19 protein-coding genes and 1 pseudogene are annotated in these 22,186 nt (G+C 54.4%); 11 read left to right on the top strand and 9 right to left on the bottom strand.

Annotated features, from left to right (window positions below; genetic code table 11):
- Nucleotides 1-81 precede the first annotated feature (81 nt).
- Nucleotides 82-879: a DNA/RNA non-specific endonuclease gene (locus BW43_RS18260; protein WP_032885922.1), complete on the top strand. Its 798-nt coding sequence runs from the start codon at nt 82-84 to the stop codon at nt 877-879.
- Nucleotides 880-888: 9 nt separating this feature from the next.
- Here the strand turns inward: BW43_RS18260 and BW43_RS18265 are convergent, their stop codons facing one another.
- The 4 genes from BW43_RS18265 to BW43_RS18280 all read right to left on the bottom strand — a co-directional run bounded on the left by BW43_RS18265 (nt 889) and on the right by BW43_RS18280 (nt 3,574).
- Nucleotides 889-1,068, bottom strand: coding sequence for a DUF1289 domain-containing protein (locus BW43_RS18265; protein WP_032885921.1), 180 nt, complete (start codon nt 1,066-1,068; stop codon nt 889-891).
- A 34-nt stretch (nt 1,069-1,102) separates the two neighbouring features.
- The gene (dmeF, locus tag BW43_RS18270) at nt 1,103-2,008 is read right to left on the bottom strand and encodes a CDF family Co(II)/Ni(II) efflux transporter DmeF (protein WP_032885920.1); all 906 of its coding nucleotides are present in this window, start codon (nt 2,006-2,008) and stop codon (nt 1,103-1,105) included.
- Nucleotides 2,005-2,280, bottom strand: coding sequence for a metal/formaldehyde-sensitive transcriptional repressor (locus tag BW43_RS18275; RefSeq protein ID WP_032885919.1), 276 nt, complete (start codon nt 2,278-2,280; stop codon nt 2,005-2,007). The genes dmeF and BW43_RS18275 overlap by 4 nt, the downstream gene beginning before the upstream one ends.
- A gap of 76 nt (nt 2,281-2,356) precedes the next feature.
- Nucleotides 2,357-3,574, bottom strand: a complete 1,218-nt coding sequence (locus tag BW43_RS18280) for an MFS transporter (RefSeq protein ID WP_032885918.1) — start codon at nt 3,572-3,574, stop codon at nt 2,357-2,359.
- Between the two features lie 240 nt (nt 3,575-3,814).
- Between BW43_RS18280 and BW43_RS18285 the strand changes: the two genes are divergently transcribed.
- Complete coding sequence (locus BW43_RS18285; protein ID WP_032885916.1) at nt 3,815-5,026, top strand: YeeE/YedE family protein; 1,212 nt, start codon at nt 3,815-3,817, stop codon at nt 5,024-5,026.
- A gap of 1 nt (nt 5,027) precedes the next feature.
- Here the strand turns inward: BW43_RS18285 and BW43_RS28265 are convergent, their stop codons facing one another.
- The 3 genes from BW43_RS28265 to BW43_RS18295 all read right to left on the bottom strand — a co-directional run bounded on the left by BW43_RS28265 (nt 5,028) and on the right by BW43_RS18295 (nt 7,703).
- A complete protein-coding gene (locus tag BW43_RS28265; protein ID WP_081797666.1) occupies nt 5,028-5,189 on the bottom strand; it encodes a DUF2986 domain-containing protein in 162 nt (53 codons plus the stop codon).
- A 60-nt stretch (nt 5,190-5,249) separates the two neighbouring features.
- A complete protein-coding gene (locus BW43_RS18290) occupies nt 5,250-6,476 on the bottom strand; it encodes an MFS transporter (RefSeq protein WP_032885915.1) in 1,227 nt (408 codons plus the stop codon).
- 186 nt (nt 6,477-6,662) lie between these two features.
- Nucleotides 6,663-7,703 carry an alpha/beta fold hydrolase gene (locus BW43_RS18295; protein WP_032885914.1) on the bottom strand — a complete coding sequence of 347 codons (1,041 nt, stop codon included), beginning with the start codon at nt 7,701-7,703 and terminating at the stop codon, nt 6,663-6,665.
- 216 nt (nt 7,704-7,919) lie between these two features.
- On the opposite strand from BW43_RS18295, the gene BW43_RS18300 reads away from it, so the two are divergent.
- The 3 genes from BW43_RS18300 (at nt 7,920) to BW43_RS27955 (ending at nt 12,051) form a co-directional block, all read left to right on the top strand.
- Nucleotides 7,920-8,123, top strand: a complete 204-nt coding sequence (locus BW43_RS18300; RefSeq protein WP_032885913.1) for a hypothetical protein — start codon at nt 7,920-7,922, stop codon at nt 8,121-8,123.
- Nucleotides 8,124-8,710: 587 nt separating this feature from the next.
- Nucleotides 8,711-9,877: a hypothetical protein gene (locus tag BW43_RS18305; RefSeq protein WP_155989954.1), complete on the top strand. Its 1,167-nt coding sequence runs from the start codon at nt 8,711-8,713 to the stop codon at nt 9,875-9,877.
- Between the two features lie 827 nt (nt 9,878-10,704).
- Nucleotides 10,705-12,051, top strand: coding sequence for a hypothetical protein (locus tag BW43_RS27955; RefSeq protein WP_155989953.1), 1,347 nt, complete (start codon nt 10,705-10,707; stop codon nt 12,049-12,051).
- Between the two features lie 90 nt (nt 12,052-12,141).
- Here the strand turns inward: BW43_RS27955 and BW43_RS29545 are convergent, their stop codons facing one another.
- Nucleotides 12,142-12,636, bottom strand: a complete 495-nt coding sequence (locus tag BW43_RS29545; RefSeq protein WP_256226225.1) for a methyl-accepting chemotaxis protein — start codon at nt 12,634-12,636, stop codon at nt 12,142-12,144.
- Nucleotides 12,637-13,008: 372 nt separating this feature from the next.
- Nucleotides 13,009-14,163: pseudogene (locus tag BW43_RS29540) on the bottom strand (FIST signal transduction protein); the annotation flags it as partial.
- Between the two features lie 426 nt (nt 14,164-14,589).
- Here BW43_RS29540 and BW43_RS18315 point away from each other — a divergent pair.
- From BW43_RS18315 to BW43_RS0127375, 6 genes are all read left to right on the top strand, one after another.
- The gene (locus BW43_RS18315) at nt 14,590-16,428 is read left to right on the top strand and encodes an AAA family ATPase (protein WP_032885910.1); all 1,839 of its coding nucleotides are present in this window, start codon (nt 14,590-14,592) and stop codon (nt 16,426-16,428) included.
- A complete protein-coding gene (locus BW43_RS18320; protein ID WP_155989952.1) occupies nt 16,425-17,351 on the top strand; it encodes an ATP-binding protein in 927 nt (308 codons plus the stop codon). Before BW43_RS18315 ends, BW43_RS18320 begins: the two co-directional genes overlap by 4 nt.
- Entirely contained in the window at nt 17,332-18,759 is a 1,428-nt protein-coding gene (locus BW43_RS18325) for a response regulator (RefSeq protein WP_081797662.1), read from the top strand. Before BW43_RS18320 ends, BW43_RS18325 begins: the two co-directional genes overlap by 20 nt.
- 138 nt (nt 18,760-18,897) lie before the next feature.
- Nucleotides 18,898-20,589: an endonuclease NucS domain-containing protein gene (locus BW43_RS27950; protein ID WP_050442819.1), complete on the top strand. Its 1,692-nt coding sequence runs from the start codon at nt 18,898-18,900 to the stop codon at nt 20,587-20,589.
- A 527-nt stretch (nt 20,590-21,116) separates the two neighbouring features.
- Nucleotides 21,117-21,518, top strand: coding sequence for a GFA family protein (locus BW43_RS28260; RefSeq protein WP_081797658.1), 402 nt, complete (start codon nt 21,117-21,119; stop codon nt 21,516-21,518).
- 116 nt (nt 21,519-21,634) lie between these two features.
- Nucleotides 21,635-22,174 (top strand): AAA family ATPase, encoded by a 540-nt coding sequence (locus BW43_RS0127375; protein ID WP_032885905.1) that lies wholly within the window; start codon nt 21,635-21,637, stop codon nt 22,172-22,174.
- Nucleotides 22,175-22,186: the final 12 nt, after the last annotated feature.

Below are 22,186 nucleotides of genomic sequence, written 5' to 3'. Positions count from 1 at the left end.
CACCAAACAGACGAATCAGGGTCCATAAGCCCCGCACGAACATTCGCGCTTCTCCGTTACCCTCACCATAAGATTTAAAGCATGTACCTACGCACTATCGCTGTCGGGCTGTCGGCCCTTGTTTTGTTTTCTACCGCTGTAGATGCCCGCAGTCTGGTAAACCCCTACACCCCCACCGAACAACGCGCCTCATTCGATGGCTGTGCCGATCTCTTCCCTGCCGCCGCCCCAATTAAGACAGCCACCGTTCCGGCGTCGATGAAACCCCTGGCGCTGTGTTCCGAGACGTTTGCGGTGCTCTACTCACAGACCAGCAAGACCCCGTTGGTGGTGGTCGAACGCCTGAACGCTGCGCAGTTGAAAGATGCCAAAGGCGAGGAGCGCACCAACCAGTTCTATGCCGACCCGCGCATTCCAAAAGGCGGCCGCGCGGAGCTGAGCGACTACCGCAGCCAGCACCCGGCCGTTGACCGCGGCCACCAGGCTCCGGCCGCCGATGCTCCCAACGCCCGCGCCATGGCGCAGTCGTTTGCGCTGTCGAACATGGTGCCCCAAGACCCCACCAACAACCGCAAGATCTGGAGCAAGGTCGAGGCGGACGTGCGCAAGTTTGCCAAGCGCGCCGGCGGCGATGTGTATGTGTTTACCGGGCCGCTGTTTGACCAGGGTTACAGCACCATCGGCGACAACAAGGTCTGGGTGCCGACGCGCCTGTTCAAGCTGGTGTACGACGCCTCCAGCCAGCGCGCCTGGGCCTACGTGCTGCCCAACGCCGAAACGCGCATCCAGAAGCCGATGGACTACGACACCTTCGTGAAAAGCACCGGGCTCAAACTGCTGGGTAATCTTCCGGTGTCGGGGTCGATTGGGCGCTCCTGAATACGCGGCTTACTTAGCCTTTTTCAACGCCTTCAAGCGTTGGGTTGCACGTTGCACCGCGGCCATTTTCTCGGGGCGTTTCATGCGTTTCCACTTGCGGATGTCGTCCTTGCTGCGTCCACAGCTGACGCACAGGTCGCCGCTGAGCTGACAGGTGGAGACGCAGGGGTTTTCGATGTCTTTAGCCAAGAGGTCACCTGGAGATGGGGTAAAGGGGGCGCACTCACGCCAAACGAAACTCAACGGTGAGGTGGCTCACTTCATGCACCGGCTTGAGTCGCTCGCGAATGCTGTCGGCATCCGTGCTCGCCTGGCCGACCACGCTCACAATCGCCGCGTGGGCGTCGGGGCCGACGCGCCACACGTGCAGGTCGGTAATCCTGGCGTCGCCGGGTTGCTCGACCAGCTCGCGGATTTCGGCGGCGACGTGCTCATCGGTTTGATCCAGCAGCACGCCGGCGGTTACGCCCATCAGGCTCCAGGCCCAACGCGCAATCACGATGGCGCCGACGATACCCATCACCGGGTCCAGCCACACCCAGCCCAGGTAGCGCCCGGCCAATAGCGCCGCAATGGCGAGGACGGAGGTCAGCGCATCGGCGAGCACATGCACATAGGCGGATTTCAGGTTGTTGTCGTTGCTGTGGTGATGATGCTCGTGGTCATGCTCGTGGCTGTGGCCGTGCCCCAGCAACAGCGCACTGACGATGTTCACCACCAGGCCCACGATGGCAATCAGAGTCGCGGTACCGAACTGCACCGCGGTGGGTTCAAGCAGGCGGATCACTGACTCGACGCCAATGCCCAGGGCCACTAGCGCCAGGATCAGCGCCGAGGCGAAGCCACCCAGGTCGCCCACTTTGCCGGTGCCGAAGCTGTAGTGCGGGCTGCGCGCGTGGCGCTTGGCATAGGCATAGGCTGCGGCGGCAATGCCCAAGGCACCGGCATGGGTCGCCATATGAAAACCATCAGCCAGCAAGGCCATGGAGCCGGTGACGTAGCCGGCGGCAATTTCCGCCACCATCATTACCACTGTCAGCATCACCACCCACAGGGTGCGCCTGGCGTTCTCTTCGTGGGCAGCGCCGAGGAACACATGCTCGTGGGCGTGATTTGTCATGAGCGTCATTTGGCGTAACGCCGGATGGCTTCGAGCAGTTCTTCGACACCCTTGTTGCGTTCTTCCTCGCTGAGGGAAGGATCCGCCACGTGCGCCCTGGCGTGCTCTTCGATGATCTCTTCCATCAAGCCGTTGATGGCGCCGCGCGTAGCGGCCACCAAGTGCAGGGTCTTGGCGCAGTCAGCGTCTGACTCCAGGGCTTTCTCCACCGCCTGAATCTGCCCGGCGATGCGTTTAACCCGTTTTATCAGGCTGTCTTTGTTGGCTGCGATATGGCTCACGATATACCCCCCCTACCTATAGTGGGGCGGATGGTGCCATACCCCACCCCCCTATACAAGGACGCCGAAGCGAGGGTTACTTGGGCCGATCCAACCGATGCCGCAGGGTGTAGACCGCCACACCCACTGCCAGGATGCCCGACAACGCGCCAACACCCAGTGCCCAGCGCGGGCCCAGGTGGTCCGCGACCCAGCCGACGATAGGCGCACCGATCGGTGTGCCGCCCAAGGCCACGCCGACGCGCAGGGCAATCACTCGGCCGCGCATGGCGGGTTCGGTGGTGAGTTGCATCAGGCTGTTGGTGGTGTTGCTGAAGGTCATGGCACCGACGCCGATGATCACCAGCGCCACGGCGAACAACCAATAGTTCGGCGCCAGGGCCGCCAGCGTGCAGCCAATGCCGAAGATCGCCGCACCGTTGAGCAACGACTTGAACTGTGGCCGCTCGCGTCCGGCGGCCAGCAGGGCGCCGGCAATGGTGCCGATGGCCAGCGTCGAGGAAAGCAGGCCAAAGGCGCGCGCATCGGTATGGAACGCAGTTACCGCCATGGTCGAGATAAAAATCGGGAAGTTCATGCCGAAGGTGCCGATCAGAAACAACATCAGCAGGATCGCCTTCAAGTCCGGCCGTGCCCACACATAGCGCAGGCCCTCGGTCAGGCTGCCCTTGGTACGCAGCGCCCGCACTTTGGCGTGCTGCCCCGACACCCGTAGGAAAAAAAGCGAAACCAGCACCGCAAAGAAACTGCTGCCATTGAGCAGGAATGCCCAGCCGGTGCCCACCGAGGCGATGGTCAGGCCCGCCACGGCCGGGCCGATCATGCGCGCCATATTGAACGACGTGGAATTGAGTGCGATGGCGTTGGACAAATCCTTCTCGGCCACCAGTTCCGCGACGAAAACCTGCCGCACCGGCGCATCGAACGCCGACGCGCAGCCGGACAAAAACGCGAACACATACACGTGCCACAGTTCGACAAACCCAGTGACGGTGAACACCCCCAGCGTCAGTGCCAGCAGACCCATGAGCGCCTGAGTGACCATCAGCAATTTGCGCTGGTCGTAGTGGTCGGCGGCAAAGCCGGTCCATGGCAGCAACAGCAACTGCGGCCCGAACTGCAACGACATCACGATGCCAACCGCCGCAGCGTTGTGCGGGGTCAACTGGGTCAGCACCAGCCAGTCCTGCGCGGTGCGCTGCATCCAGGTGCCGACATTAGAGACCAACGCCCCGGCGGCCCAGATGCGGTAGTTGGGGCTGCGCAGGGAGCGGAAGGTACCGAGGAAACTCATAGCGGTATTCGTGACTCCTCAAACAGGACGAGGTGATTTGCACAGGGCAGACGCAGTGCTCAGCCACAGTGAAGCTCAATGTGGGAGTTGTCGAGCCCTGGCGAGGCTGCGATGGCGGCGGCATTGCCAACCTCCATGTTGCCTGACACACCGCTATCGCAGCCTCACTGAAGTCCGACAACTCCCACAGGCTATACTCGCCCGTTCGCAATCCCCCCTTCAAACAAACCGAGATACCCCATGAGCACCTCTCTCCCTATCACCCCCGCGCGCAAGCCAGTCGCGCCGTTGGTGGCCTTTGTCATCCTGGTGCTGGGCGCCTTGTTTCTGCAAAACAGCGTCGGTTCGCGCCAGGTGCTGTTGCTGGTGGTCGGCGCCGCACTGGGCTTGACCCTTTACCACGCTGCCTTCGGCTTCACCTCCGCTTGGCGCGTGTTCATCAATGAGCGCCGTGGCGCTGGCTTGCGGGCGCAGATGGTGATGCTCGCGCTGGCAGTGCTGCTGTTTTTCCCGGCGCTGGGGGCGGGCACGTTGTTCGGGCAGCCAGTGGTCGGGCTGGTGGCGCCGGCCGGGGTGTCGGTGGTGTTTGGCGCGTTTATTTTCGGCATCGGCATGCAGTTGGGTGGCGGGTGTGCCTCGGGCACGCTGTTCACCGTGGGCGGCGGTAATGCGCGGATGCTGGTGACGTTGTTGTTCTTTATCTGCGGCTCGCTGATCGCCACACACCATGTGGACTGGTGGTTTGCGTTGCCGGCGTTCCCGGCGGTGTCCATCGTCAAGAGCTTCGGCGTAGTGCCCGCGTTGCTCGCCAGCCTAGCGATGTTTGCGCTCATCGCGGCCGTCACCGTGCGTCTGGAGAAGCGCCGCCACGGCCAGCTTGAAGAAGGCGTGACCAGCGAACATCAGGGCTTGCGCCGCTTCCTGCGTGGGCCATGGCCATTGGTGTGGGGCGCGATTGGTTTGGCGTTGCTCAACTACGCCACCCTCGCACTGGCCGGGCGGCCGTGGGGCATCACTTCGGCGTTCGCCCTGTGGGGCGCCAAGGTGGCGAGTGGTTTGGGTGTGGACGTAAGCGCTTGGGCGTTCTGGCAGATGCCGGGCAATGCCAAGGCTCTGGCGGCGCCGGTGTGGGAGGACATTACCAGCGTCATGGACATCGGCATCGTCCTCGGTGCGCTGTTGGCCGCCGGCCTGGCTGGGCCTTTCGCCCCCAGCCTGAAGATCCCGGCCCGCTCGCTGATCGCTGCGGTGATCGGCGGCCTGCTGCTCGGTTACGGTTCGCGCCTGGCGTACGGCTGCAACATCGGCGCGTACTTCAGCGGCATCGCCTCGGGCAGCCTGCATGGCTGGGTGTGGCTGGTGGCGGCGTTTATCGGTAACAGCGTCGGCGTGCGCCTGCGGCCGTTTTTCTTTGTGGGCGAGCGCCGTCAGGTGGCGCTGAGCGGCTGCTGAGTCAGTCTTGCGGGGAAACGCTTGGCGCCTGATCCGCTTCAGCCGCCAGCTTTTCCCGCTCTGCTTTGCTGATGTATCTGTCCTTGGATTTGGGCGCCAATTTGGCGCTGGCCTTTTTGGCCTTGGCCTTGAACAGCTGCTGCAGTTTTTTCTGGCGATTCATGGGTGTCTACCTGGGTTAAACGTGCCCGGATGATACCAGCTTAAAAATCGCAGCCAATGGCTAGCAAGGCTGCGCCGCCAAGCTGTTGCTGACCCTGCGTCCCAACACCAGCACCGTCACAAACCCGCAACCTACCAGCGCCGTGGCCAGGCTCAACAGCACCGCGCTGCCCATCTGGTCGACGATCTGCCCGCCAAAGAACGAGCCCAAGGCAATGATCACTTGGAACAGCGCCACGAACAGCGGCATGCCGCGCTCGACATCCTTGGGCGCCACCACAAACATCCAGATACTCGCGCACGCCGGGAAGGCGCCAAAGGCAAAGCCCCACAGCGCGATCAGCATCGCCGCGCCGGTCATGCCGGTGGCGAAGTACGGGAAGAGCGCGGTGCTGGTGCCGATCATCAACGCCACCAGCAGCAAGGTATTGCGCACGCTGCGGTTAGCCGCGAACCCGGCAAAAATATTGCCCATCACGCCTGCGACGCCATACAGCAGCAACAGCGAACCAATGGTCGGCCCGTCGAAGCCAGAGCTGTGTTTGAAGAACGGCGCGACATAGGTGTAGGCCGCAAAGTGCGCCAGCCCGATCAGCAACACCGCGATCAATCCGACCCGCGCTTGTGGGTTGATAAATAAAGCCGGCAGATCACTGATGCGAATGGCCTTCTCCGGCGTGAGTCTTGGCAGCAGGAACATCTGCGCCAACAGTACCGGAATGCCCACCAGCGCGGTCACCAGGAACGTCATGCGCCAGCCCATCAGGCCACTGAGCCAGGTGCCGACGGGCACGCCGAGTACGGTGGCCAGGGTCACGCCCATCATGATGATCGAAGTCGCCTTCGCTACGCCCACACCCTTGGGCGCCAGGCGACCGCTCAGGGCAATGGCCGTGGCCCAGAAACCGCCGATGCTGATGCCCAGCAACACACGGCCGAACAGCAGCAGGTTGAAGTCGCTGGCAAAGGCCACGACCGAGTTGGCGATGATCATGATCAGCGTCAGGCCGATCAGCAGATAACGACGGTCCATCGCGCCAATGCTCACCGACAGAAACGGTGCAGCGAGGGCGGCCATGATGCCGGGCAGCGTCACCATCAAACCCGCGTGGCCGGCACTGATACCGAGGTCGGTGGCGACATCGTTGAGCACGCCCACCGGCAGGAATTCACTGGTCACCAGGGCAAAGGCACCTACCGCGACCGAGAGAATCGCCAGCCACTGCTGTTTGACGCTTTGTTGATTATGTTCGGGACGGCCGCTGGAGGCCTGGCTCGCGCTTGGCATAGTGATGGGTTCCAAGAGGGGATGTCGCCTGAGGCCAGGCGCATGGGAAGAAGTGGGAAGCGATTATAGGAAGGGCCGTTGGTCGGCCTATAGGCGAGCGGTTCGATAGTAATCATCAGTGGTATCGATGTGAGGACCTTGGGCCGCTCCCATCCATACCACTTTGAGTTGAGTGTTCCGCCTTAATCAGTTCCGAAACGACCGACTCAAAAACCCAGTAATCAGCCCCACAACCTGCTGCTGAATCACTCCCCGCGCCCGAGCGCCTTCGCCATCCCGGCAAATCATGCCATCCCCCGGCGAGCTCTCTTCAATCAACGCAATCGCCCCCGGCTTGCAGATCGACATAAAGCTGAAGTGGGTAGCGTCGGCGATCTCCACATACTGCGTCGAAGCTTTTGCCATCCGCCGGACCATATCGGCGGACTCCAATTCAGGCGCCATATCTTCCGTTGGCACACCCCCCGCAATCACCAGCGCCGGCACCGGCAATGCGGCGAGGCTGGCGTCGGTAAAGCCGCGCGACAGGCCCAAGTCCAACGACACAATGGCGGTGACGCGTTTGTCGCTCAAGTCAGCGGCCAGCTTGGCCTTGCCCTCTGGCGTGGCAGCGGGATTCATCTCGTGGTAGCCAATGCAACCGCCCAGCTTTGGATAGGTGCTGCACTCCTTGGCGAACAGGTCGGGATCGAAGCGTGCACCGGCGATTTCCAGCACGGTCCAGCCGCCCAGGGAATGGCCTACAGCGGCTATCTGTTTGTTCGCCACCGCGCCGAATTGCGTGGGCTGAGCCAACACTGCATCGATAGCACGGCTCAAGTCCGCCGGGCGCTGCCATAACTGCGCGGCGGCTTGCGGGCTGCGGTCCTTGGTGGTGGTGCCGGGGTGGTTGACCGCCGCGACGATATAGCCCTGATGGGCCAACGCACTGGCCAGCCATGTCTGTTTACCCCAATTACCGCCGTACCCGTGGGAGAGCACGATCAGTGGATGTTCGCCGCTGGCCGGTGGTGCATCGGGCACGGCCAGGGCGCCGATGAAGACTGCGTTGTCGGCGATCAGCTTGGGTTGGGTGGTGGTGGTAGCGGGGTACCAGACGACCAGTTCGAGTGGTCGGTTGTTTTGCGCATCGGGCAGGGTGGTGGTCTTGAAACCGACGGGGTTTTCGGCGGCGAAGGCGGGAGCGGTGAGGCAAATCAGGAACAGGGCGCGTAGAGCGGTTTTCATTGTTGTTATCGTCCTTGAAATGAGCGGCGAAGCATGACCTGAAACAAGCGGTTTTGGTAGAGGGGAGGCGGGACTAGGACGTTACCGACGTATTCCTACTTATTAGTATTACAGATTGCTCTTTCGTGAATTTAGGACGTTGCTATCTTACTTCGGTTAAAAAAGCGTGCGACGGTAGTGCCGTACTTCCTACCGTTGATTAATAAGGTGAGGGTTATGAAAATTCCAATCGAGATGTTGACTTTAATGCTTGGTTTGAATGTTCGTAAGTTCATGCTCGTTTTGTTTGCGCTCTTGCTGTTTTTGTCTGCTAGTTTGGCGTTGGCTGAAGAGCGATCTTTCACTAAAGATGATACGCCAAGTCCTGTGCTGGTTTTGTCCAATGAGGGTGTTGGATTAGCCAATTTCTACGCGAATTAGTTGGACTTTCCCAGTGGTACTTTGCCTGATCCGAAAGAGTTACTAGAGATCGCGTGGCGTACAACGTACTACCCTGAAAGTGCCAATTCAAAGGTCGAACTCTGTTACTTTCGCCCCTATAGTTCTCAACCTAATTGCGTGGATATCGCTCCTAACTCATCTGGCGTTATCTATGAATTTAATGCCCAGAGTTTCAATCACGGATCACGTGTTGTCATCAAGCATTATGTCTTAGGGGGCACACCACCCTACAGTCGTCCTGCTGGCGTTGATACAGTGACTTTTCGATATAGGTACTAACTCGTAATACCGTGCAAGGGTCACTTATTACGGTGACCTCTGCTCTGATAAATAAAAAACGTGCAGTTGGTAAAATTTTAGCCGCCTCTACAGGGTGAATTCTCATGGCAACTATCCACGCTTATTCCTCAGTGCCTAACAATCGCTTGGCTAGCAGTCCGGTTAATGCCGCAACCTCACCAGCAATGCAGACAACGGCAGACACGGCTGGTGCATCTACCGCTACACACACGGATAGTGCGCCCCACACCGTATCGGTTTTGGCTCGTCAGTTGAGCGAAGCCTCAGTGCGCGCCGACACCCGCACCGCAGAGCCACTCGCCGATCCGCCGGACTCGATCATCGGCGACAGCTACCTCACGGATAAAGCGCAGCATGACGCCGAGGTCCCAGACACCGATCTTCCAGAGCTCCTGGCCCGCGCCCGACAGGCAACCGCCTTCATCAACGGTTCCGACAGCAACCCCTTCAAGGGCTTGGGACGTGATCAGTTGATCCTGATCGCCCATGACGACAGCGGCGCATTCACCACCAACGAACGCCGTGCCGCATGGCAAGAGATGGAATCTACGGCACCCGCCCAGGCGAGCAGCGCGAGTCAGGCATCGATTGACGGCCATGCTCTGATGGTCGCTCGCGTGTTCGGCAACTACGAACCGCCGGTGGCCCAGCCACCATTGACCTCCTACAACCTAACTCAGAGCTCTTATCATTTCCTCAACCGCGATGATCGTGCCGTGATCTCGCAGATGTACGCTTACGCGCAGGCTGAAGGTGCTGATCTGGCCTTCGTCGATGACTTGGCCTGGCAGCTCGGCCATTATCGACATCTCAGCGACGGCGGTCAGCAGTTGAGCCACTACAATGGCTATACCTCGGAGGGTTATCGCATCACCTTCCACTTCAAGGAGCAGGACGCGGCTATTGCCTCGCGCATTCTTAATGGTTCGGCCATCAACAGCACCCGTATCGACCCAGGCTTCTTAAGGCATATTCTGAACCCGGACTACGGATCTCTCTCCAACATCGGCGGAATACCGTTCCTTGAACAGATGGTGCTCAAGTTCTCTGCTGAAGGTGCTTCACAAGCCGCGCTCGGCAGCGAATTCGCCACCTTCAACCGGATCGAAAACAAGGACAACGTCCTGGTCACGACGAACACGGACACGAAACTGCCGCCCTCAAAGGTAGTTGCCACCAACGTTAATGGCGTGTGGAGTTTGACCGAACTGGGTAAGTCCGCTGGCTACACGCTGGACACCGCTACCGGCAAGCTGCACCGACCAACAATGCCTCCAGAGGATGAAGCTCAGCAGGGCTTCATCCTGGAAACCTCTGTTGGTTCCGCGCAGAGTCGCTCCCTTATGGATGCCCTTGCCGACAGCGACGATCCGCCCCCCAAGCGAGCGATCTGGATGAACAATCTGTTCAGCCTGCTTGACTCGCCTGAGTAGCCTTACAAAGCCCAAATTAAATAGCGGGCATGCGGGATTAGGAAAATACCTGCGTATTCCTACTTATTAGTATTACAGAGCTGTCCTTGAATGTTTTAGGAAGTGCGTGGGTTTCTACGGTTAATGAATCGTGCAATGGTAGAAGTGTGATTCTTACAGCTGGATCCATTGGGCTCTTACGTATTAACTTCTCAAGCGATGGTGGTGATTATGAGTGGCTCGATAGTGATTCGTTGCTCCGTAAATGCAAACAAGCCTGTGCGTGCTCTTGTTACTGCTCTGCTGGTATTGGCCAGTGGGGTGGTCGTTGCGGAAGAAAGTTCTATTTCAAAGTCTGGGGACCCCAGTCCCGTATTGGTGTTATCCAATTCCGATACTCATCCGGGTGTAGGGTTTGCGAGTTTCAGTGTTGTTAGCTCGGACTTTCCCCCCAGGAACGCTCATTGATCCCAAACAGTTAGTGGAGATTCAATGGAGTACAACGTATTACCCTGACAGCATCAGGGAGGATGTGAGGCTTTGCTATTCAAGGCCCTTCAGCTCTCAAGAGGATTGCAGGAGAATCACTCCGCATTCGTCTGGCACCGTGCAGGATTTTAACACTCAGTCGTTTGGTAATGGCTCGCGAGTTAGAATCTATCATGATGTATACGGGGGCACACCTCGCTATACGCGTCCTGCTGGCGTCGATTCAGTCGTATTAAAATATAGCTATTAATCAACTGAAAATTATTTTGTCCGTTTGGTTTTTTGGCTCTTTTACATGGAAAACAATGATATTAATGATGTGGCAGCGGCGCTGTTCTCCTATTTAGGAAGAGTGATCCATGATATCTATTAATCTTCATGCGTCGTCAGCCACTAATCGTATGGCAACAAGTAGTACTTCCAACGCCGAGCCCGTGTTTGCGGTTTCGTCAGATAAAGAAGAGCCCATTGCCGCGTCAACTTCGAACGGTGAAGTTACCAACAGCACCGTCTCAATCCTGGCTCACCAGTTGAGCGAAGCGGCAGCGCGTGCTGAAAAACGCGCGGGCTCGGAGAGCGAAAACCCGTTCCACTCGATTACCGGCGATAACTACATTGCCAACAAAAAACAACACGGTGCAGCGCTTCCCAATACCGATAACCCGGAACTCCTGGCTCGGGCCCGGCAGGCCAACGGCTTCGTCGATGGCACTGACAGCAACCCTTTCAAAGGGCTTGCGCGCGATCAGCTCAGCCTGATTGCTAGCGACGTTGGCGGTGCCTTCACGCTCAATGAGCGACGTTCAGCGTGGGAAGAGTTGCAAGCAACCGCAACCCCAATGGCTGCCAACCCGAAACTGCAACCTGCAAATGGGCGTGATCACCTGATTTCGCGTTTGTACGGGGGGGTTGAACCGCCGGTCGCCAAGCCACCTGCCACCGTCTATAACGGCACTCAAAACCACGCCGATTTCCTCAACCCTGAGGATCGTGCCTTGATCTCGGATATGTACGCTTACGCCGCAGCGGAGGGTGCTGACCTGCGTTTTGTAGATCACGTGGCCATAGCACTCGGTACCTATCGTCATTACAGCGACGGCCTTCAATTCGGGGGGAGTAACGTTCGCTATGACGGGGAAGGGTATCAGGTGACGTTCGATTTCAAGCCAGAGGACGCCGCAATCGCGTCAAGCGTCCTGGAGGGTTCGGCGATCAACAGCACCCGTATCGACCAGGGTTTCTTGCGACACATTCTGGACCCGGCCCAAGGTGCGTTCACAAACATTGGTGGCATACCGTTCCTGGAGAAGATGGTAAAAAAATTCTCTAATGAAGGGGCTGATCAGCCCCCACTCGCCAGCCAGTTCGCCACCTACCACAAAGTCAGGTACGAGGACCATATTGTCCAAACCACCAACAAGGACGTCAGGCTACCGCCCTTCAAGGCACTCACGGATAACGTCAACGGCGTTTGGACCCTCACCGAACACGGCAAGGCAGAAGGCTACACACTGGACAAAACCACTGGCCGGATAAGCAAGCCGGTCGCCTCTTTCGACAGTCAGACATCACAACGCTCAGTCTTGGACGACATTGTTCGCCAATCGCCCAAACGCTACTTCCCGGACTTTGTTGCCGGTGACCGTGAGGCGTTCGCTATGCGAAGAATCTGGCCCGGCCATTTTTTCATGCTGATGAAAAACTAATAATTATGAGGAATTGATAAGCGATGCCCTAAGGCACCGCACAGTCCTCATGCCTCAACGAGATTCCAAAGCTGACGATTTCAATAACGCCTACGCGTGCGTCAACCCCGTCAACGTATCCGCAATCGTCTTCGTCCGCTGCGCCGTGCCCTCGGTCGCACGGCTGGACGCTTCCAACGCGTCCAGCATCTCTCGCAGTGCGCCCACACCGGTGGACTGGTCTTCGATCTGCTGGGCTACCCGCTGGATCTCACTCGACAGCAGGTCAATATCCACGCCAATTTCCGCCGCATTCTTACGCGTGATTTCCGCCAGCTTGCGCACCTCGTCCGCCACCACTGCAAAGCCCCGGCCCAAGTCGCCCGCGCGCGCCGCTTCAATGGCCGCGTTGAGCGCCAGCAAGTTGGTCTGCCCGGCGATCTGCTGGATTACCTGCACAATCGACTGGATCCGCAAACTCGACCCGGCCAGCGTGCGCGCACCTTCCACCGCCACATCCGCCTGGCTCGACAGCCCCTCCACCGTGGCCCCGGCCTGGGCCGATACGCTGTTCTGCTGGTCGATGGTGCTGACCAAGTCATCCATCGACGCGTGCAACTCACCGGAGTAATGCTTGAGCTGCGCCGCGATTTCTTCCTGCTGTTGCTCAGCCTGGGCCAGCACCTGGCCCAAGTCCGCCAAGCCTTCGAATACCGGCAGGATATTGTTGTCCAGCCCACGGGTGTTCAGGGTGTTGGAGAAATCATTGTTCTTGAACGCAGCAATTTGCTTGACCACCACATGGTTCAATCCCGCCAGTTTTTTCACCTGACGCCGTAGGAAAAATGCCTTGAACTCGCCGTAATGAGCGATGAAATTGTCCACATACTCGTCACTGAAACTTGCGCCCTTGGCCACCCGGAAGAAGAAAATCGCGGTCAGCGTCTGGTTCAGGTTCAGCCCCAGAATTTCCCCAAAGGTCGAGAATCCCGCCAACGGCACATCGCCAAACGTCCCCGCCATGCTGCCCAACTCGGCGCCGTTGTTCAGCCGACGCAAGATGCAGTCATTCAAAATCCCCGCCACCGGTTGGCCACCCTTGCCACGCAGGAACTGTTCATAGTCCAGGCGCGTCGCCTCACGCAACGGCGTACGCCGCACCATCACCAACTCCTCGCCCGGCGCCACGTCGCAAAACAACTGCACGATCTGCTGCTCGAAGTCGATACGCGCGATGGACCGCACAAACAACTCACTGCCCACCCGAATCGCAAACGAATAATCCGCCAGCTTGGACTCCAATGCCTGCGGCGCACAATTAAACGCATCACACAGCGCCTGCACCATGCTCTTGATATTGCCGGCGCTGTCGATCACCTGGTCAATCGTGCGGTCCTCCACCGAGGCCGTCAGCACACTGAAGGTCAAATCCGCCGGTTTGAAATTCTGGCTTTTGAACACCCCAAATCGCACCTGCGCCGCCGTCTTCACAAACACAATCTGCGCATGATTCTGATAACTGCGCTGACCGTCATGAATCAGCGTCTTCTGGAAATCCGACTTACCGCCTGCCGATCCCCCTACAAACAAACACGGAAACCGCCCCGACTCATACAACGCCTCCATAAAAAACGACTCCGACGCTGACAACCCGTCGAACACCACATACGCCAACGTATCGCGATGATCGATCGGCGTACGCACCTGCACCCGCTTGATATGCCCCACCAACTTGGCAATCCGCTCCTGCATCCCCAACCGCTTACCGCCGCCACGAATGTCCTCACACTCCAGCGGCACCATCACCACCTCGGCCGAGGCGATCAGACTGTCGTCGAACAGCTGCAACACCACCCGATCCCAGCGCTCGCCGGTGGCGCAATACAGCGAATTGGGCGCATTGCAGAGTTCGCCGGAAGTGGTGCACAGGCTGATGGTGGATTGTGGGAAACGGCGTTTGAGCTTGGCGGCGACCTGATCGATGTCCAGATGCGGCGAGATGAAACCGGTGATCAGGGTAGGGGTGATGCGCAGGGCGGTGAGGGCGGCGTCCAGGTCGTTGGCAGTGCTGGTGAGGGTGGCGGTGCCTTGACGATCGGCCCGGGCTTTTTTTAGAAGGGAGAGTGGGTTCATGTGGTCGACTCGATCGAGTGGTGATGCAGGGGTAGGCATGCGGTTAGTAGGGTTATCGGCAGGTTGGGTGGGGACTGGAGGGTGGGGGATGCGACGGATGGACGCGGGTGTGGGGATGTTCCCCAATATTGACAGGCTGCTTTCGGCCATGCTCGGCCGTTGCCAAGTTCCACTCACGCCTTTCTACCTTTCCCCGATTGGCTAGCGCAGGCACAAAAATGGGAATGTAGACGTGGTCAAAGCTGGGCTGTAGCTTAATGCAACAAAGGCAAATCAAAACGACGACGGGGTCTTATCCATGCCTACCTTTGAGGATGAACACTGCCAGATCTGCATTGGACTCAGGGTATTAATCAATTTGGTAAGCAAGGTAAGCAAGTAGTTGAAGTTGGTATTCGAGCCGGTTTTTTATTAGGGAGTTTTTCAGTGGACATCGAGCGGCTGCAAATCGAAGGTGGTTTTTTGGATGGACTGGATCTCAAGTTTTCCAGCGGTCTGAATGTGATCATTGGCGCTAGGGGTACAGGTAAGACCTCAGTCATCGAGCTAATAAGGTACGCTCTAGCCGCTCGCAGCCACACCACCGAGGCCAAAAACCGCTCATTCGACCACGCCAGGGCGATACTGGATGGTGGAGAGGTGACAGTCCTGCTAAATGACCTTGTAGATGACATCACCGTTTCTCGCACAGCTGACGACGACAAACCACGCTCTACCGCTAGTTTCGTTGCACCAATAGTTTTGTCTCAGACGGAAGTCGAGACTCTTGGGCTTAGCGATGCAGGTCGCCTGTCATTGATTGATGGCTTTATCAATGGTCGGAGTATCATGTCCGCTACAGAAGCTACAGTGATCAGTTCTCTAAAGAGTATCTATAAAGAAATTTTATCCATGGAAGCGGAAATTGGATCGCTGTCTGAGGAGGTCACTAAGGTTCCGAACCTTATAGCGCAGCTGCATGATTTTGAACGGCAGCTTCGAGACCTTCAGGGAAACTCGGATGAGGTAGCCAAAAAACAATCTGAGTCATCACTGCTCACAGAAGAGCTTGCTGCCGCGTCTGCTCGCGAGGACATCGTCGCTAGGTTCGGAAAACATGCTCTCGAATGGAGAACGACCTTAGATAATTTGCTACTTGAAGACTTTGGTCCAGATGCTTGGACTGGCGCAGAAGAGAATGATCCGGTTGCCGATCTTCGGGGGACTTATGACTTGGCCATTTCAAAAATAGCTGAGGCTTCGGAAATCTTCCAAAAAATTGAGAATGTGTCTACGCTGCGGCAGGAAGAGATAGCGTCCAAAAATTTTGAAGTCGAGCGTAAGGCTCGAATTTTGCGCTTGGAGCTAGATAAAGTTTCCGAAGGTACCGGTGCGTTAAGTCGGCATATTTCTCTAATTAGGGGGCAGATTGCTCAAATAAATACTCGCCAAAGCCTCTTGGATGAAAGACACAGAAGACTAGACTCGTTACGCAAACGGCGTGATGAGGCTGTGGCTGAGCTTGAAGATATTCGTCTTAACCGGTACACGCTACGGTGTGGAGTAACAGAGAAGATCAATAACGCGCTCGCACCTTATATAAAATTGGAAGTTGAGCAATCTTCGCAGCTAGGTGAGTACTCCAAGGCGCTAACTGATGCGCTGAAAGGGAGTGGTATAAAATATAATGATTTAGCTTTAAAAATCTCTGAAAATGTTAGCCCTCGTGAATTAGTGGCGGTCGTGGATAACGCCGGCTTTGAAGAATTGGCAGATTTGGTAGACATACCTAAAGAGCGGGCAGCTCGGGTTATAGCACAGCTGAGAGAGTTTGGCCTTGCCGACATATTGACATGCGATGTTCAAGACGACGTAAGCATGTATCTTCTTGATGGGGTCGACTATAAAGAAGTTGCTGCACTCTCTGCTGGTCAGCGCTGCACAGTAATATTATCTATTGTTTTACAGCACTCCGAAAGAGTGCTCATTATCGATCAGCCAGAAGACCACTTAGATAACGCATTTGTGGCCAATACAATAATAAAAACGTTAACCAGTCGTAAAGGGCACGGACAAATAATTTTGTCTACTCACAATGCCAACATTCCAGTTTTGGGAGAGGCGGACTTGGTAATTGAGTTGACCTCTGATGGGAGAAATGGATTCGTACAGGTAAATAGGCCTCTTAACCACCCTGATGCCGTAAATGCTATTACAAACGTGATGGAAGGCGGTTCCAATGCGTTTGCCACCAGAGCAAAATTTTACGAAGATAACTCACTGTGATAGATCGTAAACAAGCAGCTTCTTCACTTTTGAGTGACTCAGTAGATGAGCGGTTAGAGGCCGCACGCTTTTTCTCCAAGTCTGCGGAGACTACTGATGCTCCAATGCTGATGCGAGCGCTTTCCAAGGAGAATGCTCGATGGGTGAAAAGAGCACTTGAGCGGGCTATTGATAGAATACAAATTGGGTCGCCAGAAAAAGAAGCTCGTAAAGCGGCGCTAGAAGAATCCGTAATGGATACTGATTCGGACAGATTGCTTAGAGACCTAAGAGCCCAGGCGGTCGACGAGGTGTCTAGAACAATTTTGCATGAGTTTTCCCCGCTAATAGGGTCCCTCCGTCTAGTCGCTGCGATGGAGTTTGACGCATATGAGACGTCAAGGACCAAGCATTGTGTAGAGCGTTTGAATGGTTTGCTAGACGCTGTCGGCAAGTTAAAAAAAGCAGCCGCAACTCCGTCATATAGTGAGTTCGATCTTTCTGAGCTCATTACGGAATGTATTGCAGTATTAAATATTACCGATGAAAATATTATTTTACGGGTTGCCGGTATTAAACCCTACATGGTCCAAGCAGATCGAGATTCACTAGGACTAGCCTTTGATAACGGAATCAGGAATGCCATAGAAGCTGTCAGGGAATTTTCAAGACTTAATCCAGCTGAAATTTTAGTAAACTGGGGGCCCGCGGGTTCTGAACATTGGCTTGCAATTCTTGATTGTGGCCCAGGATTTTCGGGAAACCCTGAGGAAGCGTTGAAGCTTGGAGTTTCCAATAAGGATGAGCATTTCGGTTATGGTCTAGCGACTGCGCAGCTGTCGATGCGTTCTATGGAAGGGGATGTCTTCGTCTCGAACAAAGCCGAAGGCGGAGCAAGGTTTGAATTGAGGTGGTATAGGGATTATGCAAATATTATTCGTTGAAGATAACTCATCTTACGCAGATACACTTGTTTCGGTTGTCAAAGATAAATTTCCAGAGATAGCTTGGGACGTTGTCGACAATTCTAGTTCAGCAGAAGATCTTTTAGCTAAAAACTTCTACGACCTTGTAATTCTAGATCTTTGCATGCCAAGTATTCCGTCGGGACTTGAGAAAGCCGTGGAAAATGGCCAACAGCTCTTTTACTCTGTGCAGCGGGTAATGCCTGGCACCCCTATTTATATTCTCACTGGTTCCGAACTGGACAGCTTTGCTACAAGCCTTTCAAGACACGGAGAAAAGGTCAAACTTTGGGGGGCGGAAAAAGAGTTCCCAACCGTCTTATATTTTAGAAAAAATGAAACTCTTGAGCTAATGAAGGAGCTGTCAGAAGTCTATAGCGAGATAGCATCCGTAGATGCTATCGCTATAAACACCCGAGGTAAGGAGATAATTTTCGGAAAGGGCCAAGAGCGTGCACTGAAAAGCTTTGTACGAAGCATGGGCGGATTCGATGGAGTTTACTATCCATTGAGTGGCTTATCTGGCTCATTGGTAGGTCGAGTAGAAGTACGCGATGCTCGTTTAACTGTCATTGGCGCTTTTGTGGCAAAGCTTGGGTTGTCGTCGAAAATTCAGAAAGAAAATGAGTCTTATGCGCGATACGTTAGACTTATGCCTATGAATACATTCACACCGTTGTTACTTGGAGTGGATAAGGGTCTAAAAGAATATAGCGCGATATTTTACACTCTCGCCGAAGGCTACAAAGAAACCCTATTCGAGATTATTCGCAATGACCCGCCCGCCGCTGTAGGTGTAATCGAAAAAGTCCGCATTAGCATGGAGCGCTGGTCCGCAGCACGAGATGTTTCAAGAGTAAAAATCGGTGAAATTCGAAGAGCCAAATTAAGTGATGAAAGTTATGATGAGCTTATTACTCAGTATCAAATTGAAGATATAAAAGATATTGAGGATATTTTTGTAAATGCGTCGGTATCGTGTACGCACGGCGACCTACATGGTGCTAATGTCCTTGTGAATCAGGCTAGGATCCCAGTCCTAATTGATTTCGGCGATGTCGGTTTTGGTTATACTGGTCTCGATCCAATAACGCTAGAGATGAGCCTTATTTTCCACCCCGATAGTGTCGCTTCAAAAGTTTCTCATGAGATGCGCCCCTTTATCGACAAGTGGCCGAACATTGATGGGTACTGCAAAGACAATCCTTTTGGCGAGGTAATAAAGTTCTGTCGAGATTGGGCTTACGACGTAAGTGGTGACGATAAATCTGTATTGGCTGCCGGCTACGCATTCGCAGTTAGACAACTAAAGTACAAGACAGTTGATACTGATGAGACTATCGCGTTTATAAAGCGGATTGTTGACTCTATACGAACTGGAAACTAGTTTAACTATGGAAAGTCGTGGAAAAATTACGCCACTAGGAACACTAGGCGGCACTCGCTTTCGACCCCTCCATGTGGGTAACGTTTGGGAGCCTCCAATATTTCGTAGCTACACCCACAAATTAACAAGGATTTTAGCGTGGAACGTATAGAGTCGATCATTCGTGACAAACTGGCACTTAATCTAAACATTCTAGAAGCAGGGCTGCAGCTTCTCGATATTGAGAGTTACCTTCGAAATATTAAAGGCACTAATGGCTTTATTGACTTGCTGGCTAGAGACAGAAACGGAAAATACGTAATTATCGAGATTAAACGAAGTAAGTCAGCCAGTCGCGATGCGCTTCACGAGGTCTTAAAATATCTTGAAGGCTTAAAGTCAGAATATAGCATCCGTGATTCGGAGATGAGAGTTTTCATTGTATCCACCGAATGGAAGGAACTTCTAGTACCATTTTCTTCATTTGTGAAGAGAACATCCATTGTTGCACAAGGTTTTAGTCTTGAAGTCGACTCGGATCACACTCCGATTCTCTCAACTCCCGTCCCCCCAATTGAGTTAACTCAAGATCGTCTATTTGCCCCATGGCACGAACTCAACCTATACGAATCAAAAACTTCGTTAGAAAAAGGTATTGCCAGTTATGAAAAGAGCTGTTCCGATAAAGAAATAGAAAACTATGTATTAGTAACGGTCACCCCATCAGTCGAATTTAAGAAAAGACCTGCGCGAGCTCTTGCACTAATTGAGCTATCGCTTTTCATGCCCGGCCTTAAATTAAAAAAGAGCCCGGAGCAAACTCTTGCAGATCTTCCTACATATAGCCATATACTTTATTTTGCCCCTTTGCAACTTTCTGAAGAGGCATGCTGGCACTCAATAAGGAAAAGCATTACCGGGGAGGATCTAAAGGAATTTGAACTTTATATGTCATGCGTGGATGGGTCAGATAAGCTATTCACTTTACATGAAAAGCTTTATGAGCTCATGTCCTCGATCTACTTCGATAACGCTGAAATTGGCACGCCGGCGAAATTTTCACAATTATTGGACGGAGACGGTGCAGAAATTATTGAAGTTAGGCGCTATGGAACTTTAGAGGCTAACAAATTTCTTTCTAATGACTCTATCATCGAAGACCTTCGTGGCGCTGATGGCAACCGTCCCCAATCGTACTATAAAGAGTTTTCACCCTCAAATCGGGCAGAATTGAGTGAGGTCCGCACGTCTGTGCAGCGCTGTCTCGAAGATAACCCTCTATGGAAATCTCAGATCATTAGGGTAATAGATGATTTTCTTCCTAAAAGCAATAACTTCAGAGCAACGCTCTCCATCTATAATCCCGGAAATTTCTGCCTTTCACTTTTCAAATCCATAGATGACCCGGAAAGAAGTTACATTCCGAACTACTCTCTCGCCATCACAGAGAACGATATGCTTCGATGTGTCTTTCTCGGAAAAATGTGGCCAACGGGTAAAAAGGCATCTTTTACGAAAATGCTCAATGAGTTTTACGAAGATAGTGGGCGACTATTTTTAAGTACCCTGAACTGGGGGGGCTATGAATCTAGGGATGTTGAGATTTCACATGCACTTGGCATGACTTACAAAACATTTAAAATTGAATTCACAGGAGAGGCCCCCAGCTTCTGGGAGCTGACAGATATAAAGTGGAAGGCTCACGCGGAACTTGACGAGGCGTCTGGCTTTCGGGAGTTCAAGCAAAATAACAAGGACTTCGTTAATGATGTTTGTGAATATTATTCGACACATTGGGATGGAGTGCTTGTACAGCACGATCTAGACGAAGAGTTTGAATTCAGGACATAGAGATGATTATTAGTAATGCGTACTAGAAAAAATATCAGTGCGCATTATCACTTTGACGTCGTAACACGTACAGGATCTTTCAGATGAGCTGATTCGTACGATAATAGTTGCTGAAGATGATTAGGCTCAGCGCCAACGCGATATTGAAAACTTCGCGGCTAGGCTCGTCTTGGTAGAATGGGAGGAGGCTTGGGAGTCTGATCTTGGCACTCTTCTAGATGAAGATGTCTAGGCCGAAGGCTATTAGCACACTTTTTCGGGTCGGAAGTTTTTTGGTCGCCACCTTTTCACACCCGTGAAACTTTCCGTCAGCCATGGCTGCGATTTATCAAGGTAGGATTCCGGCAGTGTCACCGCTTGAATTTCCGAATCGGAAACATTCGCGCCTGATGTCCTTCGGTACTCACGAAAGACCGCTATTGGCCGATAGCTGCCCTTCATGATAGCCAGTTACTAGCCACTATCTGTCAGTCGACTGATTAGACCGGGACGGTTACGCTGGCGTTTTAGCATGCACGGAAGAGCGTATGACAGAGGTGTACCAAGGAAGCTGTTTATGTGCCGCTGTCCGTTATGAGCTATCCACCACACCGCAAGCAGTGAGTCACTGTCATTGCAGCCAGTGTCGCAAAGGTCATGGGGCGGCATTTGCTTCTTACGGCAGCGTTCCGCGTAGCGCGCTGCAAATACTTAGCGGCGCCATCCATATCAAAACCTATGCTTCTTCAACGACGGTATCACGCGAGTTCTGCGTGCAGTGTGGTTCGGCCTTGTTCTGGTCACGGTCTCAAGGCGAGTTTGCCAGTTGGGTTTCAATAGCATTGGGTACGCTCGATACGCCTTTCCTCCCTCGAAAGCAGAAACACGTTCATCTCGACTCCGCAGCTCACTGGTACATTCCAACCGCCCCATGCCCTCCAGTTGATTGAAGTCTTCTGGGCGAAAGCTGCCTGTCGCTCTGACCCCCTTGTTGTTGACCGATATAGGCATTGACGTAAAATCGCCACCCCCAAAAAATCAGCGTGCACAGCGAGAAGGAGCTTCGATGCAACGGGTGATGATTGTTGGTCAACCTGGGTCTGGCAAAAGCACTTTGGCGCGCGAGCTTGGTCAGCGCACGGGCTTGCCGGTCGTTCATATCGACACTATTCACTGGCAGCCAGGTTGGATAGAACGAAGCCGGGACGAGAAGACGCAGCTTTGTCTCGAGGTCGAGGCCCGTGATTGCTGGATATTCGAAGGGGGCCATTCGGCCACTTGGGAAAATCGGATGGCCCGTGCAGATCTTTTAATTTGGATTGATCGTTCGGCGACGCTTCGATTCTTGCGCGTACTGCGCAGAACGCTGCTCCAACGGGGTCAATCTCGGCCTGACTTGCCCGAGAACTGCCCCGAACTGCTGGCGAACCTGCCGGAGTTTTTTAGATTCATGTGGCGGACGAAAAAAACAGCGCGAGCAAAGATGCAGCAACTCGTGGCAACTGCACCATCAACCTGCCGCGTGGTTTATCTGCGGTCTAATCGAGATGCCAGGATGTTTATCGCGAGTATTGAAAATTCGGCTGGCCAAGGTTCGCGAGATTGATCGACGGCTGAC

It is taken from the genome of Pseudomonas sp. RIT357 (assembly GCF_000632245.1).
In the GTDB taxonomy this organism is placed as follows: Bacteria; Pseudomonadota; Gammaproteobacteria; order Pseudomonadales; family Pseudomonadaceae; genus Aquipseudomonas; species Aquipseudomonas sivasensis.
The sequence above is the reverse complement of the archived record's forward strand: the minus strand, read 5'-3'. Positions and strand labels throughout refer to the sequence as shown.

Coding starts and splice junctions, on each gene's coding strand:
- BW43_RS18260 (WP_032885922.1), top strand. CDS start 82: ATGTACCTACGCACTATCGCTGTCGGGCTGTCGGCCCTTGTTTTGTTT.
- dmeF (WP_032885920.1), bottom strand. CDS start 2,008: ATGACGCTCATGACAAATCACGCCCACGAGCATGTGTTCCTCGGCGCT.
- BW43_RS18280 (WP_032885918.1), bottom strand. CDS start 3,574: ATGAGTTTCCTCGGTACCTTCCGCTCCCTGCGCAGCCCCAACTACCGC.
- BW43_RS18285 (WP_032885916.1), top strand. CDS start 3,815: ATGAGCACCTCTCTCCCTATCACCCCCGCGCGCAAGCCAGTCGCGCCG.
- BW43_RS28265 (WP_081797666.1), bottom strand. CDS start 5,189: ATGAATCGCCAGAAAAAACTGCAGCAGCTGTTCAAGGCCAAGGCCAAA.
- BW43_RS18290 (WP_032885915.1), bottom strand. CDS start 6,476: ATGCCAAGCGCGAGCCAGGCCTCCAGCGGCCGTCCCGAACATAATCAA.
- BW43_RS18295 (WP_032885914.1), bottom strand. CDS start 7,703: ATGAAAACCGCTCTACGCGCCCTGTTCCTGATTTGCCTCACCGCTCCC.
- BW43_RS18300 (WP_032885913.1), top strand. CDS start 7,920: ATGAAAATTCCAATCGAGATGTTGACTTTAATGCTTGGTTTGAATGTT.
- BW43_RS27955 (WP_155989953.1), top strand. CDS start 10,705: ATGATATCTATTAATCTTCATGCGTCGTCAGCCACTAATCGTATGGCA.
- BW43_RS29545 (WP_256226225.1), bottom strand. CDS start 12,636: ATGGATGACTTGGTCAGCACCATCGACCAGCAGAACAGCGTATCGGCC.
- BW43_RS18325 (WP_081797662.1), top strand. CDS start 17,332: ATGCAAATATTATTCGTTGAAGATAACTCATCTTACGCAGATACACTT.
- BW43_RS28260 (WP_081797658.1), top strand. CDS start 21,117: ATGACAGAGGTGTACCAAGGAAGCTGTTTATGTGCCGCTGTCCGTTAT.
- BW43_RS0127375 (WP_032885905.1), top strand. CDS start 21,635: ATGCAACGGGTGATGATTGTTGGTCAACCTGGGTCTGGCAAAAGCACT.